13 protein-coding genes and 1 tRNA gene are annotated in these 15350 nt (G+C 72.3%); 5 read left to right on the forward strand and 9 right to left on the reverse strand.

The window, feature by feature from the left end; translation table 11 throughout:
* Positions 1-7: 7 nt before the first annotated feature.
* Together EU555_RS30275 and EU555_RS30280 are read right to left on the reverse strand one after the other, a co-directional pair.
* Positions 8-2530 (reverse strand): circularly permuted type 2 ATP-grasp protein, encoded by a 2523-nt coding sequence (locus EU555_RS30275; protein ID WP_135419052.1) that lies wholly within the window; start codon positions 2528-2530, stop codon positions 8-10.
* Positions 2527-5772: a transglutaminase family protein gene (locus EU555_RS30280; protein ID WP_135419053.1), complete on the reverse strand. Its 3246-nt coding sequence runs from the start codon at positions 5770-5772 to the stop codon at positions 2527-2529. The genes EU555_RS30275 and EU555_RS30280 overlap by 4 nt, the downstream gene beginning before the upstream one ends.
* 308 nt (positions 5773-6080) lie before the next feature.
* Here EU555_RS30280 and EU555_RS30285 point away from each other — a divergent pair, with 308 nt between their 5' ends.
* The 3 genes from EU555_RS30285 to EU555_RS30295 all read left to right on the forward strand — a co-directional run bounded on the left by EU555_RS30285 (position 6081) and on the right by EU555_RS30295 (position 10529).
* A complete protein-coding gene (locus EU555_RS30285; RefSeq protein ID WP_135419054.1) occupies positions 6081-7232 on the forward strand; it encodes a zinc-binding metallopeptidase family protein in 1152 nt (383 codons plus the stop codon).
* A 725-nt stretch (positions 7233-7957) separates the two neighbouring features.
* A complete protein-coding gene (gene ilvD, locus EU555_RS30290) occupies positions 7958-9691 on the forward strand; it encodes a dihydroxy-acid dehydratase (RefSeq protein WP_135419055.1) in 1734 nt (577 codons plus the stop codon).
* A complete protein-coding gene (locus EU555_RS30295) occupies positions 9678-10529 on the forward strand; it encodes a tetratricopeptide repeat protein (protein WP_167858716.1) in 852 nt (283 codons plus the stop codon). Before ilvD ends, EU555_RS30295 begins: the two co-directional genes overlap by 14 nt.
* A 47-nt stretch (positions 10530-10576) precedes the next feature.
* Here the strand turns inward: EU555_RS30295 and EU555_RS30300 are convergent, their stop codons facing one another.
* A complete protein-coding gene (locus EU555_RS30300) occupies positions 10577-11200 on the reverse strand; it encodes a glutathione S-transferase family protein (RefSeq protein WP_135419056.1) in 624 nt (207 codons plus the stop codon).
* A 150-nt stretch (positions 11201-11350) separates the two neighbouring features.
* On the opposite strand from EU555_RS30300, the gene EU555_RS30305 reads away from it, so the two are divergent.
* A complete protein-coding gene (locus tag EU555_RS30305; RefSeq protein WP_135419057.1) occupies positions 11351-11662 on the forward strand; it encodes a hypothetical protein in 312 nt (103 codons plus the stop codon).
* A gap of 131 nt (positions 11663-11793) precedes the next feature.
* Complete coding sequence (locus EU555_RS30310; protein WP_135419058.1) at positions 11794-12147, forward strand: hypothetical protein; 354 nt, start codon at positions 11794-11796, stop codon at positions 12145-12147.
* 319 nt (positions 12148-12466) lie between these two features.
* Here EU555_RS30310 and rplA read toward each other — a convergent pair whose 3' ends face one another.
* The 6 genes from rplA to EU555_RS30340 all read right to left on the reverse strand — a co-directional run.
* Positions 12467-13174 carry a 50S ribosomal protein L1 gene (gene rplA / locus EU555_RS30315; RefSeq protein ID WP_135419059.1) on the reverse strand — a complete coding sequence of 236 codons (708 nt, stop codon included), beginning with the start codon at positions 13172-13174 and terminating at the stop codon, positions 12467-12469.
* 12 nt (positions 13175-13186) lie between these two features.
* Positions 13187-13636, reverse strand: coding sequence for a 50S ribosomal protein L11 (gene rplK, locus EU555_RS30320; protein ID WP_048430287.1), 450 nt, complete (start codon positions 13634-13636; stop codon positions 13187-13189).
* Positions 13637-13826: 190 nt separating this feature from the next.
* A complete protein-coding gene (gene nusG / locus EU555_RS30325; RefSeq protein WP_135419060.1) occupies positions 13827-14360 on the reverse strand; it encodes a transcription termination/antitermination protein NusG in 534 nt (177 codons plus the stop codon).
* Between the two features lie 63 nt (positions 14361-14423).
* Positions 14424-14732 (reverse strand): preprotein translocase subunit SecE, encoded by a 309-nt coding sequence (gene secE, locus EU555_RS30330; RefSeq protein WP_135419061.1) that lies wholly within the window; start codon positions 14730-14732, stop codon positions 14424-14426.
* A gap of 197 nt (positions 14733-14929) precedes the next feature.
* Positions 14930-15006 (reverse strand) — tRNA-Trp (locus EU555_RS30335).
* A gap of 268 nt (positions 15007-15274) precedes the next feature.
* Positions 15275-15350, reverse strand: a 76-nt coding sequence (locus tag EU555_RS30340; RefSeq protein ID WP_472853121.1) for an EF-Tu C-terminal domain-related protein, incomplete at its 5' end; no start/stop codon positions are given.

A 15350-nucleotide genomic window follows, 5' to 3' on the forward strand; every position in this document is an offset into this window, starting at 1 on the left:
CTTGGGCTCACGCCAGGGTGGCGAGGGTTTCGGGCCGGGCGGCGTCCGACCCGCCCGGGAAATAGCGGGCGCCGATCGCCTCGGCGATCTCCCACAGGCGCATCTCCCACTCCGCCACGGCCTCGAGCGGCAGGCTGCCGGCCTCCGCCCCGGCGATCACGCCGGACAAGCCCGCCACCAGCCGCGCCGGCGCCTCCGCGACGCCGTCCTGGCGCAGGGGCGGCAGGCCGGCCAGGCGCTCGGCAAGCCGCTCGACCTGGAAGGCGACGGAGCGCGGGTTGAAGGGATCGAGCAGCACCATGTCGCGCACCGGCGCCAGCGCCACGCCCAGGATGTAGCGGGCGCCGTAGGAGATGCGGGAATCGACGAGTTCGAGCAGCACCCCGAGATCGTCGGTGCTGGCGCCGGCCGCGCCGAAATCGAGGGCGAAGCGGCAGGTGTTGATCGCCCGCTCGACCCGCCGCCCCATGTCGACGAAGGCGAAGCCGCCGGCGCGGTTCATGTTCTCCTGGGCGAGGCCGGCCAGCGCCGCGGTGAGGGAGAGGGCGCGCTCGGCCCGGTCGAGGAGGGCGGCCTCGGAATCGGGGCTCTCGGCCGGGGCCTCGAGGACGGCCCGCAGGGCGTTCAAGGCCCGCCAGGTCTCGCCCGAGAGGCGCTCGCGCAGGGCCGCGGCGTTGCGCCGGGCCGAGAGGGCGTGGCTGAGCCCCGAGCCCCATTGCGTCCCGTCCGACAGGGCGTGCAGGGCGAGCTGCGCCGCCGGCCCTGTGGCCGAGGGCACGGCGCCCCAGGCGTGCAGCAGGGCGCGGATGCGGGCGGAGGTGGCGCGGTCCTCCTCGGCCATCGAGACGCTGCCGGCGCCGTCGAGCAGGCAGGCGGTGAGGCGGATCACCGCCTCGGTCCGCTCGAGATGGCGGCCGAGCCAGAACAGGTTGTCGGCGGCCCGGCTCGGCAGCAGGCCGGGCACCCGGCGCACGGTGACCCGGTCGCTGGCGGGCAGCAGGCTCCCCTGCGCGGCGGTGGAGCCCGGGGAGAGCACCCAGACGTCGGCGGCGCGCACGCCCACCCCCATCGCCACCGGGCGCACGTCGGGGCTCTCGGAGATGCGGCAGAAGCCGCCGGGCATCACCTGCCAGCCCTCCGGCGTCGCGGCGGCGAAGACCCGCAGCACGAAGGGGCGGGGCACCAGCCGGGTGCCGTCCCAGACCGGGGCGGTGGAGAGCCGCACCGGCTCGTGCGCCACGAGGTCGCCGGGCCGGTCGCGCAGCACGGCGCGCAGGCGCGCGGTCTCGGCCGCGTCGCGGCCCTCCCCGAAGGCCCGGCTGGTGAACGCGCCCTGCGCCGGCGCCGCCGCCGGGCGGAACGCCAGGTAGTCGAATTGCTCCAGAACCGCCGCGCGCCGGGCGGGGTCGCCGCACCACCAGGTCGGCAGGCCCGGGAGGCGCAGGGGCTCGCCGAGCAGCCGCCAGCACAGGGCCGGCAGCGAGGCGGCGAGCCAGGCGCTCTCGACGAGCCCGGTGCCCGGCATGTTGCCCATCGCAACGGCACCGGCGCGCAGGGCCTCGACGAGGCCCGGGGCGCCGAGGCGCGAGGCGGGGTTGAGCTCGAGGGGATCGACGAAGTCGCCGTCGATGCGCCGCCACAGCACGTCGACCCGCTTGAGGCCGGCCACCGTGCGGATCGACACGCGGCCGTCGCGCACCAGGAGGTCGTCGCCCTCGACCAGCGCCAGGCCGAGATAGCGGGAGAGCACCGCCTGCTCGACATAGGTGTCGCTGTAGGGGCCCGAGGTCATCAGGCCGATGCGCGGCTCCTCGCGGGTCGCCGCGGCGGCGAGGCCGTCGCGGAAGGCCTGGAAGAACGGGGCCAGGCGCTCGACGTCGAGGGCGCCGTAGACCTCCGGCAGGGCCCGCGCCATGACCAGGCGGTTCTCGAGGGCGTGGCCCGCCCCCGACGGCGCCTGGGTCCGGTCGGCCAGCACCCGCCAGGCGCCGTCCGGCCCGCGGCCGAGATCGGCGGCGTAGAAGTGCAGGTGGCGCCCGCCCGGGGGGGCGACGCCGACGAGGGGGCGCAGGAATTCCGGGTCGACGGCGGCGGCCGCCGCCGGCAGCAGGCCGTCGCGGGCGAGCGCGCCCTCGCCGTAGAGGTCGGTCAGCACCGCCTCGAGGAGTTCGGCGCGCTGCGCCACCCCGGCGGCGATGGCCTGCCACTCCGCCCCCTCGATCAGGAGCGGCAGCGCCCCGAGGGGCCAGTCGCGCTCCGTCGCCTCACCGTAGGCCCGGTAGGCGATGCCGGTATCCTGGATGTGCCGCCCGGCCGCCGCGAGCCGGGCGGCGATCTCGCCGTCGGGCAGCCCGGCCAGCCGGCGCAGGAACCGGTCCCAGGCCGGGCGCAGGGCGCCGTCGCCCGAGACCAGCTCGTCGGGCAGGCCCGGCAGGGGCGCGTAGCCGGCGGTCCAGCGGGCCAGCCGCTCGGCCGGCCCGTCGTGATGCGCAGCCTCCGCGACCTCGGCCGGCGCCAACGCCTCGCTCATCGGGGCTTGGGCGTGCGCAGGTCGAGGGTCAAGGGGAACTCGCGCCGGGGCTCCTCCGGCGGCACGCTCACCCGGCCCGGGGTGTGGCCGTTCTCCTGGAAGCGGGCGAGGCGGCGGCCTTCCGCCTCGTAGGTGTTGATCGGGAAGGTCTCGTAGTTGCGCCCACCCGGATGGGCGACGTGGTAGACGCAGCCGCCGAGCGAGCGCCCGCTCCAGGTGTCGAGCACGTCGAAGGTGAGCGGCGCGTGGACGGGAATCGTCGGGTGCAGGGCCGAGGCCGGCTGCCAGGCCTTGAAGCGCAGCCCCGCCACCGCCTCACTGGCGCGGCCGGTATCGGCCATCGGCAGCCGCCGCCCGTTGCAGGTGACGACGTGCCGGCTCGGCACGTAGCCCGACACTTTGACCTGCAGGCGCTCGACGGAAGAATCGACGTACCGCACCGTGCCGCCGATGGCGCCCTCCTCGCCGAGCACGTGCCAGGGCTCGAGCGCCTGGCGCAGCTCGAGCGTGACGCCGCCGCGCTCGACCTCGCCGTAGCGCGGGAACCGGAACTCGGCTTGCGCGGCGTACCAGGCCGGATCGAAGGCGTAGCCGGCGCGGGCGAGGTCGCCGAGGACGGCGGAAAAATCCTCCCACAGGAAGTGGGGCAGCATGAAGCGGTCGTGCAGAGCCGTACCCCACCGCACGAAGCCGCCCTCCTGCGGCTCGCGCCACAGCCAGGCCACGAGGGCGCGCAGCAGAACCTGCTGGGCGAGGCTCATCCGCGCCTCGGGGGGCATCTCGAAGGAGCGGAACTCGAGCAGGCCGAGGCGCCCGGTCGGGCCGTCCGGCGAGTAGAGCTTGTCGATGCAGATCTCGGCCCGGTGGGTGTTGCCGGTGACGTCGGTCAGGATGTTGCGGAAGAGCCGGTCGACGAGCCAGAGCGGCACCTCCGGCCCGCCCGGCGGCGGCACCTGGGCCAGCGCGATCTCGAGCTCGTAGAGCCCGTCGTGGCGCGCCTCGTCCATGCGCGGCGCCTGGCTGGTCGGGCCGACATAGAGGCCCGAGAACAGGTAGGACAGCGACGGGTGGCGCTGCCAGTAGAGCACCAGGCTCTTCAGGAGGTCCGGCCTGCGCAGGAACGGCGAATCGGCCGGGGTCGGGCCGCCGAGGACCACGTGGTTGCCGCCGCCGGTGCCGGTGTGGCGCCCGTCGATCATGAACTTCTGGGCGCCGAGCCGCGTCTGGCGGGCATCCTGGTAGAGGCCCGTCGTGATCTCGACCGCCTCGCGCCAGGTCCTGGCCGGCTGGACGTTGACCTCGATCACCCCGGGATCGGGCGTGACCTTGATGACGGACAGGCGCGGGTCGTAGGGCGGCTCGTAGCCCTCGACATGGAGCGGCTGGCCGATCTCGGCCGCCGCCTCCTCCAGGACCGAGAGGAGCGCCAGGTACTCGTCCACCCGCTCGATGGGCGGCATGAACACGCAGATCACCCCGTCTCGCGGCTCGACCGCGAGCGCCGTGCGCACCGCGACGCCGACCGGGGCCGGGCCGCGCTGCGGCGCGCTGCCGGGCTTGAGGGACCCGCGCTGCTCGAGCGGGTCCTGGGGCGTGTAGTAGGGATAGGAGCTCGGCGGCACGAACGGCAGCGAGGCGAGCGGCAGACGGAAGCCCGCCGGGGAATCGCCCGGCACGAGGTAGATCGCGCCGCGCTTGAGCTGCCAGGCCTCCGAGACCCAGAACCGGTCGGGACCGACCGCCACGTTGGCGAGCGGCAGCACGTAGCCGACCGCCTTCTCGACGCCGCGGGTGAACACCCGGGCCATCCGCGCCTGCGATTCCTCGTCGCCGACCTTCGGCTCCAGCGGCGTGACGTTGACGGGCAGCTCGGCGGCCTTGCGCTCCCAGTATTCGGGATCCTCGAAGACCGGCTGGACGTAAGCGTCGAGGCCGAGACGCCGGGCGAGCCCCCGGACCAGCGCCTCCGCCTCCTCGATGCCGGCCTCGCGCGGGCCTGTCTCGGAGGCGACGAGGGCGGGGTCGCGCCAGACCGGCTCGCCGTCCTTGCGCCAGTAGAGCGCGAAGGCCCAGCGCGGCAGGCTCTCGCCCGGATACCACTTGCCCTGGCCGTAATGCAGGAAGCCGCCGGGGCCGAAGCGCTCGCGCAGGCGACGGATCAGCTGATCGGCGAGGCCGCGCTTCGTCGGCCCGACCGCGGCGGCGTTCCACTCGGGCGCCTCGAAGTCGTCGACCGACACGAAGGTCGGCTCGCCGCCCATGGTCAGGCGCACGTCCTCGTCGGCGAGGTCGCGGTCGATACGCTCGCCGAGCGCGTCGAGGGCGGCCCAGGCCTCGTCCGAGAACGGCTTCGTCACCCGGGGCGCCTCGGCGACGCGGGTCACGGTCATCGCGAAGTCGAAATCGACCTCGGCCGGTTCGGCGAGTCCGGCGATCGGCGCCGCCGAGCGGTAATGCGGGGTGGCCGCCAGCGGGATGTGGCCCTCGCCGCAGAGCAGGCCCGAGGTGGCGTCGAGCCCGATCCAGCCGGCGCCCGGCACGTAGACCTCGGCCCAGGCGTGGAGGTCGGTGAAGTCGGTGGTGGTGCCGGCCGGCCCGTCGACGGCGGTGGTGTCGGGCACGAGCTGGAGCAGGTAGCCGGAGACGAAGCGGGCGGCCATCCCGAGGCGGCGCAGCACCTGCACCATCAGCCAGGCCGAGTCGCGGCACGAGCCGCTGCCCTTCTGCAGCGTCTCGGCGGGGGTCTGCACCCCGGGCTCCATGCGCACGACGTAATTCACCGTGTCGCGCACCAGCGCGTTCAGCGCCACCAGGAACTGCACGGTATTGGGCTCGGCCGGCAGCCGCGCCATCAGGGCGTCGATCTCCGGGCCCGCCGGCTCGACCGCGAGATAGGGGGAGAGCTCGGCCTTCACGTCGTCCGGATAGGCGAAGGGCCGGGTCTGGGCGTAATCCTCGACGAAGAAGTCGAAGGGGTTGATCACCGCCATGTCGGCGACGAGGTCGACCTCGATCCGGAACTGCGTCGTCTTCTCGGGAAAGACCAGCCGGGCGAGCCAGTTGCCGTTCGGATCCTGCTGCCAGTTCACGAAGTGGTTGGCCGGCGTGACCTTGAGGGCGTAGCTCTCGACCCGGGTGCGCGTGTGCGGCGCCGGCCGCAGGCGGATCACCTGGGGACCGAGGGCGATCGGCCGGTCGTAGGTGTAGGACGTGACGTGGTGCAGGGCGGCCTTGATCGACACGACGATTCCGAACCTTCTTTTTGGGTTAGAGGGTGAACTCGCCGGCCTGTCCCGCGCGGTCCGTGGCTTCTACACCGTGGCCGGGCCCGCGTCAGCCGCGGCGTCGGGGCCCGGGCCCGGTCTGGCGTGTCGTGGCGTCATCGCGCGGCGTCGTCTCGGGCGGCAGGGCGAAAAATTGAGGCAAGTCCCGTGCCGGGGACGCGGAACCTCCGGCCGGGAAAGCCCCTTGGTGATGTCGGGCCCCGCCGGGCTCGAGCGCCCGGGCCCGTCGCCCGCGGCGTCCCGCGGGGCCTTGTCCGGATGCCGCGATGAAGATCTTCCAGTGCCAGGCCTGCGCGCAGCCGGCCCATTTCGAAGCGGAGGCCTGCGAGAGCTGCGAATGCCGCCTCGGCTACGACCCGGAGCTCGCCGACATGACGGCCCTGCTGTCGGCCGGCTCGCGCTGGCGCGGCCTCGCCGACCCGGGCCGCCGGTACCGCCCCTGCGCCAACCGCGAGTCGGGCGGCTGCAACTGGCTGGTGCCGGCGGGCTCGTCCGAGGCCTATTGCCTGGCCTGCCGGCACAACCGGGTGGTGCCGGACCTCTCGATCGCCTGGAACCGCACCCGCTGGCGCGAGGTCGAGGCGGCCAAGCGCCGGCTGTTCTACGCCATGCTGCGCCTGCGCCTGCCCCTCGCCTCCCGGCGCGACGACCCGTCCGGCCTCGCCTTCGATTTCCTCGTCGACCCCGCGGAATCCTACCTGATCGGCCCGCCGGTGCTCACCGGGCACGATAACGGCCTCATCACTCTCAACATCGCGGAGGCCGACGACGTCGAGCGCGAGCGCCGGCGTACGCTGTTCGGCGAGCATTACCGCACGCTGCTCGGGCATTTCCGCCACGAGATCGGGCATTATTTCTGGAACGTGCTGGTGCGGGCCGATCCATGCCTCGACGCCTTCCGGACCGTGTTCGGCGACGAGCGGGCCGATTACGGCGCGGCACTGCAGCGCCACTACGCCCACGGCCCGGAGGAGGGCTGGCAGGAGACCTTCGTGTCGGCCTACGCCGCCTCCCACCCCTGGGAGGACTTCGCCGAGACCTGGGCGCACTACATGCACATCGTCGACACGCTCGAGACCGCGAGCCAGTTCGGCCTGCGCGTGCAGCCCAAGCTCCAGGCCCAGGCCGGGCTGATCTCGCTCTCGGCGAAGGTCGATTTCGACCCTTATCGCAGCCCGGATTTCGGCCGGCTGATCGAGGCCTGGCTGCCGCTCACCTTCGCGATGAACTCGCTCAACCGCAGCATGGGCCAGCCCGACCTGTATCCCTTCCGGATGACCCCGGCGACGATCGGCAAGCTCTCCTTCGTGCACGACCGGATCTACGCCCGCACCGACGCGCCGGGGGCCGATATCGGGACGCTCCGGGCGGTGATCGCCGGCCTGCGCCACCGGGTGGCGGCGCCGCGCTCGGCGTGAGGATGACGGGCCCTCGCGGCGCGGGGCGATGTCCCGACACCCCCACACCGCACGATGCACGACAGCGCCATCCGTCTGCGATGACGGGCCTCCTATCCGCAAACCTCATCCTGAGGTGACCGGCGATCGAAGATCGCTGAGCGCAGCGGCCTCGAAGGAGGGCTCCGGAAGGCTCCGCGACCGCTGGAGCCCTCCTTCGAGGCCCACCGGCGTGGGCACCTCAGGACGAGGTCGCGGGTGGGATGTATGCGACCAGTGCGACGCCGTTCCGGGCGGCCGGACAGGCTCTCGCTCGTCTGACAGTCACTGCAGCGCGCCACGGCCCTCGAGCCACATTCCGGCACGGCCCGCGCCTCACCCCGGGCACAAAGATCCGGCATGTCCTGATCCCATGTCACGGACCGACCGCCGCCCCCGTCAGACCCCGACCGCAAGCTTAGCTGTGGCGGGGTCGCAACACCCCGAAAGCATCCCAGCTTTGCCCCAGACCGCCCCCTGCTCCGCCGCGTTCCCGCCATAAACCGACGGCACCTCAACGGCCACGTTAAACGACTGTCCCCACAGTGATTTATCGCGGCGTTTCCGGGTTCCGGGGGATCCGCGGGCGGCGCTGGCGGATTGACCCGGACACGGGTCCGTTTCGCGTGAGCCGTCCCGGGACGGCGCAGGGAGCGGGACCGGGAAAAAACCGGCCTTTCAAGAAACCACGGGTACGGGACAGGGCCATGGACGCGCGTCACACCACCGACAAATCGAAGCTGCCCAGCCGCTACGTGACCGAGGGGCCCGACCGCGCGCCGCATCGCTCGTACCTGTACGCCATGGGCCTGACCCGCGAGCAGATCCACCAGCCCCTGATCGGCGTGGCCTCGTGCTGGAACGAGGCCGCGCCCTGCAACATCTCGCTGATGCGCCAGGCCCAGGCCGTGAAGAAGGGCGTGGCCGCCGCCGGCGGCACCCCGCGCGAGTTCTGCACCATCACGGTGACCGACGGCATCGCCATGGGCCATCGCGGGATGCGCGCCTCGCTGCCGTCCCGCGAGGTCATCGCCGATTCGGTCGAGCTGACCATGCGGGGCCACGCCTACGACGCGCTGGTGGGCCTGGCCGGCTGCGACAAGTCCCTGCCCGGCATGATGATGGCGATGGTCCGCCTCAACGTTCCCTCCGTCTTCATCTACGGCGGCTCGATCCTGCCCGGCACCTTCCGGGGCCAGCCGGTGACGATCCAGGACCTGTTCGAGGCGGTCGGCAAGCACTCGGTCGGCGCGATGAGCGACGACGACCTCGAGGAGCTGGAGCAGGTCGCCTGCCCGTCGGCCGGGGCCTGCGGCGCGCAGTTCACCGCCAACACCATGGCGACCGTGTCCGAGGCGATCGGCCTCGCCCTCCCCTACTCGGCCGGCGCTCCCGCCCCTTACGAGATCCGCGACCGGTTCTGCGCCACCGCCGGCGAGATGGTGATGGAGCTTCTCGCCAAGAACATCCGCCCGCGCGACATCGTCACCCGCAAGGCGCTCGAGAACGCCGCGACCGTGGTGGCGGCGTCGGGCGGCTCGACCAACGCGGCGCTCCACCTGCCGGCGATCGCGCATGAATGCGGCATCAGCTTCGACCTGTTCGACGTGGCCGAGATCTTCCGGCGCACGCCCTACATCGCCGACCTGAAGCCCGGCGGGCGCTACGTCGCCAAGGACCTGTTCGAGGTCGGCGGCATCCCGCTCCTGATGAAGACGCTGCTCGACGGCGGCTACCTGCACGGCGACTGCATCACGGTGACCGGCCGCACCATCGCGGAGAACCTCGCCAAGGTGGCCTGGAACGCCAACCAGGACGTGGTCCGTCCCTCGAGCCAGCCGATCACCGCGACCGGCGGCGTCGTCGGCCTCAAGGGCAACCTCGCGCCCGAGGGCGCGATCGTGAAGGTCGCCGGCATGCCGCCGGAGAAGCAGACCTTCGCCGGCCCGGCGCGCGTCTTCGACAACGAGGAGGCCTGCTTCGAGGCGGTGAAGAACCGCACCTACAAGGAGGGCGAGGTGCTGGTGATCCGCTACGAGGGCCCGAAGGGCGGCCCCGGCATGCGCGAGATGCTGGCGACCACCGCCGCCCTCTACGGCCAGGGCATGGGCGACAAGGTGGCGCTCATCACCGACGGGCGCTTCTCGGGCGCCACCCGCGGCTTCTGCATCGGCCATGTCGGGCCGGAGGCGGCGGTGGGCGGCCCGATCGGCCTCCTCAAGGACGGCGACCTCATCCGCATCGACGCCGTGCAGGGCACGCTCTCGGTCGACCTCACGGACGAGGAGCTCGCCCAGCGCCGCGCGGCCTGGCAGCCGCGGGCCAACGATTCGACCTCGGGCTACCTGTGGAAGTACGCGCAGACCGTCGGCCCGGCGGTGACGGGCGCGGTGACGCATCCGGGCGGGGCCCAGGAGACGCTCTCCTATGCGGATATCTGAGGCCGGCCTGCCCAGAAGGGCGGGCCGCCGGTTCCTCCTCGCGCTCCTCGGCCTGGCAATGGCCGGGGCCGGCCCCGCCGTGGCGCTCGACGCCGCGGTGCGGACGCCGGTGCCGGCCGCCACGGGCTACCGCAACGCCCGCGAGGCGATGCGGACGGGCATGCGCGACTACAATGCGGGCGACAAGGAGGGCGCTGCCCGCGCCCTCGAATACGCCGCCGGCCAGGGCCACGCCCTGGCGCTCTGGAAGCTCGGCCGCATGTATGCCGAGGGCGACGGCGTCCCGCACGACGACCTCAAGGCGTTCGAGTTCTTCTCCAAGATCGCCGACGAGAACGCCGACGAGGGCCCGGAGGCCCCCAATGCCGGCGTCGTGGCGAGCGCCTTCACGGCCCTCGGGCGCTACTTCCTCGACGGGATCAAGGGCTCCTACGTGCGCCCGAACGTCGAGCGCGCCTACGACATGTTCAACTACGCGGCGACGTATTACGGCGACCCGAACGCGCAGTACAACCTGGCCCGCCTCTACCTCGACGGGACCGGCGTGTCGCAGGATCCCCGCCAGGCGGCGCGCTGGTTCAACCTCGCCGCCGAGAAGGGTCACGCGGCTGCCCAGGCGCTGCTCGGCCAGCTCCTGATCAACGGCCAGGGCGTCACGGTGCAGCGCGCCCGGGGACTGGCCTGGCTGACGCTCGCCCGCGACGCCGCCGACGGGCCGAAGGACCAGTGGATCGTCGCCCTGCAGGAGCAGGCCCTGGCGGCGGCCAGCGAACGCGACCGCGCCGAGGCCCAGGCCCAGGTCGACGGCTTCTACCGCCGCAGCGCCAAGGGGCGCTGAAGGGCGCTGAGGGAGGGGACGTCACCGCCCCCCTCCGTTCCGTTCTCTCAGCCCTGTCGGGCCGCGAGCGCGGCCTTGAACGACGGCCGCTCCAGGATCCCCGCCACATAGGCTGCGAGCCGCGGCCAGCGCCCGGCCTCGACCGCCTCGCCGGCCAGGTGCAGGTTGTGGAACGCGGTCACGACCGAGATGTCGGCGAGGGTGAAGGCGCCGCCGACGAGGTACGGCCCGTCGATCACCCCTTCGAGATAGTCGAACGGCCGCGGCAGCTCCTCGGCCATGCATTGGCCCACCACCGCCTCGTCGCAGGGCAGCTTCATGAGCTGCGGCCGAAGCACCCGCTGAACGAAGGGCTTGATCAGCAGGGGAAAAAGCTCGGTATCGCCGAGCTCGTCGTACCAGACCGTCCGGCCGAGGTCGCGGGCGTCCCTGGGCAGCACGGCCGGTTCCGGATGCTTGCGCTCCAGGTACTGGATGATCGCCGAGGAATCGGCGAGGAGGAAGTCGCCGTCCTCCAGGGCCGGGATCTTCCCGAACGGGCTCGCCGCGCGGAAGCGCGGGTCGGGATCGTGGAAGCGCAGCGGCACGTGCCGGACCTCGATCCCCTTCTCGGCCAGGACGACCAGCACCTTGCGGACGAACGGCGACAGGCTGGTGCCGTAGAGCTTCATCTGGTCTCTCCTCCCCCGCGGCCGGCCTCGGCCGCCGCCCCGGTATCGCACCGGACCTGCCCCGATCCCAGCCCGCCCCGCCTGGAAACCGCCGGCCTCCCGGCCCATACTCCCCGCCGGCCGCTCCCGGCCCGGAGACCGTGGCCAGCCGTGGACGATACCTTCGAACTGCGCGAGCGCCTCTCCCGCGCCTGGCGGGCGGTGTTCGACAACGCCGTCGAGGCCGGCAGCCCGCCCGCGGCAGTGGTCGAGACGATGACGGCGGTTGCCCATGCGCGCTTCGCCGAGCTGTTCGGGACCTCCGCGGCGGCGAGCTACCTGGCGTTGCTGGCCGAGCAGATGCGCGACGTCGACCACGACGAGGCCGAGAGCCTGATCCGCGGCGACGCGCCAGGCCCGCCCCCCCTCGACGACGACGCGATGGCGATGGATCCGGCCTGGATCGAGCGCGACCCGCTCTGAAGGCGGCCCCCGCCGGCATCGTCCAGGCGGAGCCCGATGTGCGCCGCCGCACAGGGCGGATCGCGAGGGCCGGAACCGGGCCGGACGATGGTGGTTCTCGCAGCGAAACCACACACCTCGCGAACGCCACGATGATGATTCGGCCCTCTCTCGCCGTGATCGCCTGGGCGGTCTTCTGCTTCACGGCCCAACCGCACCGGGAGGAGGCCTCGCCCCAGGATCCGGTGCTGCTCTCCGGCCTCAAGGCCGACATGGCTAGCCGCCGCTGCGACGGCGTCCGGATCGACCCCGACGGCTTCCGGGCCTTCTCGAACCGGGTGCAGCTCAACCACGCCGATTTCTTCCAGAAGACCCGCTCGGTCCGCCTCCAGGCGGCCCTCGACGACCTCGCCAGCCAGTTGCGGAGCGACCGGCAGGCCGCCTGCGACGCGATCCTCGTCGCCTATGGTCCAGGGAGCCCGCTGCCGTTGCTGCGGCGGAGCTGAGCGCCGGCTCGACCACCGGCGGGCATCAGAGCCTGACATCGCGACACGACCGGGACAGGGGGCGATCCTTGCGGACCGCATCCCTCGCCCGCCCTCCGGGATGCGGGTCCGCACCGGGCGGTGCGAGGCGCGGAGGTCGGGCGAGACGGAGCGGGGACCACACGGCCGACCGCGCGAGCCGGCCGCGCTCGCGCCGGGCTCGCCCCGCCCGGCTCACGGAGCGAGTCTCACCGTCAAGAACCGGCGATGCGGGGCGCACAACGCGAAGCGCCCGGTCCGTTGCCGGACCGGGCGCTTTTCGATGGCGATCGCGGAGGGCTTACGCCCCGGCCGCGGCCAGCACGCTCGAGGGGTCGACCTTCACGCCCGGGCCCATCGTCGAGGAGACGGCGATGCGCTGGATGTAGGTGCCCTTGGCGCCGGCGGGCTTGGCCTTGGCGACGGCGTCCGCAAAGGCCCGGATGTTCTCGACGATCTTCTGCTCGTCGAACGAGACCTTGCCGATGCCGGCGTGGACTATGCCCGCCTTCTCGACCCGGAACTCGACCGCGCCGCCCTTGGCGCCGGCAACCGCACCCTTCACGTCCATGGTGACGGTGCCGACCTTCGGGTTCGGCATCAGGCCGCGCGGGCCCAGCACCTTACCGAGGCGGCCGACCAGCGGCATCATGTCCGGGGTTGCGATGCAGCGGTCGAAGTCGATCGTGCCGCCCTGGATCGTCTCGAGCAGGTCCTCGGCCCCGACGATGTCGGCGCCGGCGGCCCGGGCCTCGTCGGCCTTCGGGCCGCGGGCGAACACCGCCACCCTCACGGTCCGGCCGGAGCCGTTCGGCAGGTTGCAGACGCCGCGGACCATCTGGTCGGCGTGGCGCGGGTCGACGCCGAGATTCATCGAGACCTCGAAGGTCTCGTCGAACTTGGCGCTGGCGCGCTCCTTGATCAGCTTCACCGCCTCGGCGAGCGGATAGAGCTTGGTGACCGCGATGCCCTCGCGGGCGGAGCGGATGCGCTTGCCTGTCTGTGCCATGTCGCCCTCCCCTTACGCGGTGATCTCGAGGCCCATGGCGCGGGCGGAGCCGCGGATCATGGCGACGGCGGAATCGACCGAATCGCAGTTCAGGTCGGGCATCTTCTTCTCGGCGATCTCGCGGATCTGCGCCTCGGAGACCTTGCCGGCGGGCGCGCCCTTGCCGGGGGTCTTCGAGCCGGAGGCCGGCTTCTTGCCGATCTTCAGGCCGGCCGCCTTCTTGAGGAAGAACGAGACCGGGGGCTGCTTCATCTCGAAGGTGAAGGAGCGGTCCTGATACGCGGTGATGATCACCGGAATCGGGGTGCCCTTCTCGATCTGCGCGGTCTTCGCGTTGAAGGCCTTGCAGAATTCCATGATGTTGAGGCCGCGCTGACCGAGCGCGGGACCGATGGGCGGCGACGGGTTGGCGGCGCCGGCCGGGACCTGAAGCTTCACGTAGCCCGTGATCTTCTTCGCCATGGGACTGCTCCCAGATTAGCCCTGACTGCGAGGGCGGTTGCAGGTCGCGGTGCGGCCCGGGCTCCCGGAGGCGTGCCGGGCGGACCTTCCGCGGGTGAGGGGCGGACCGTGTCGAAACGCCGGACCCGGCCGGGGCGCGACCAACGCGCCCCGGCCGGTTCTCTCGTGTCTCAGGATCCGCCGGTTACGGTCAGAGCTTCTCGACCTGACCGTATTCGAGCTCGACCGGGGTCGCCCGGCCGAAGATGGAGACCGCCACCTTGAGGCGGGAACGGCTCTCGTCGACTTCCTCGACGATGCCGTTGAACGAGGCGAAGGGGCCGTCCGCGACGCGGACCTGCTCGCCGACCTCGTAGGAGATCGAGGCCTTCGGGCGCTCGGTGCCTTCCTGGACCTGGCCCTTGATGCGCTCGGCCTCGGCGTCCGGGATCGGCACCGGCTTCGACTTGTCGGCGCCCAGGAAGCCCGTGACCTTCGGGGTGTTCTTGATGAGGTGGTAGACCTCGTCGGTGAGGTCGCACTTCACCAGCACGTAGCCGGGGAAGAACTTGCGCTCGGCGTCGACCTTGCGGCCGCGGCGTACCTCCACGACCTTCTCGGTCGGGACCATGACCTCGTCGAACTTCTCGGTCAGGCCGCGCTGCGCCGCCTGGTCCTTGATCGACTGCGCGACCTTGTTCTCGAAGTTCGAATAGGCGTGGACGATGTACCAGCGCTTCGACACGGCGTTCACTCCAATCCGGCGGCGGCCCCGGCTCCCGGGCCGGCCTTCCGGGTCACTGCTCGATCAGGCCCCGATGCCCAGCACCAGCGTCACGGCGTAGCGCAGCACCTGGTCGACGACGGTGAAGAACACGCTCGCCACCACCACCATGACGAACACCATCAGGGTGGTGACCAGGGTCTCCTTGCGGGTCGGCCAGGTGACCTTCCGGCCCTCGTCGCGCACCTGCTGCAGGAACTCGAACGGGCCGACGCGCTTCTGCGCCGGACGCGAGGGGGGCGTCGGCGAGGCGCCACCGCCGCGGGTCGGCGGGGTGCTGCGGGAGGCGTTGCGCCCGAGGTCCATCTTCTTCGTCGCTTCGTTCGATGCCATGGCTCGGACAACCGATGCGCTCGAAACCAACGGCGGCCAAGCGAGCTGAAGGATCACCCCCGGCCCGCCTCGCCGCCTGTTCGATCTGGGATGGGCGCAGCGTCTAGCGCAGTTGCCTGCGCTTGTCGACTGGCCCGGACGGATTGTTGCGGAGATCTGCCGGCGGTCGGCGGAGGCTCCGGTCGGCTCGCGGTTCCTGGCAGGAGTGGAGGGACTCGAACCCCCAACCCCCGGTTTTGGAGACCGGTGCTCTGACCAGTTGAGCTACACTCCTGCAGCGCCGCGGCGCGACCGCTCCTTAGCCGCATCGCCGGCCCGGATGCAAGCGGAATGTCGCCCGGGGCCGGGAGCTGCGGGGAGCGATTCGTTCGAACCGCCCCTCCCGCACGCCCTGCAGGCGGGTCCATACCGGGCGGGCCCCGGGTGTCGAGGTTTTCCCGGTCCTCGCCTCGGCACGACGCGAAAAGGGGCGGGCACCAGCCGGCACCCGCCCCTTGTTCTGCCCGAAGCCCGAAAGGGCCCCGGGAACGATGCGACCCGCCTTACTCGGTGATGGAGGCGACGACGCCGGCGCCGACGGTGCGGCCGCCCTCGCGGATGGCGAAGCGCAGCTTCTCC

This window comes from Methylobacterium nonmethylotrophicum, assembly GCF_004745635.1.
GTDB lineage: Bacteria > Pseudomonadota > Alphaproteobacteria > Rhizobiales > Beijerinckiaceae > Methylobacterium > Methylobacterium nonmethylotrophicum.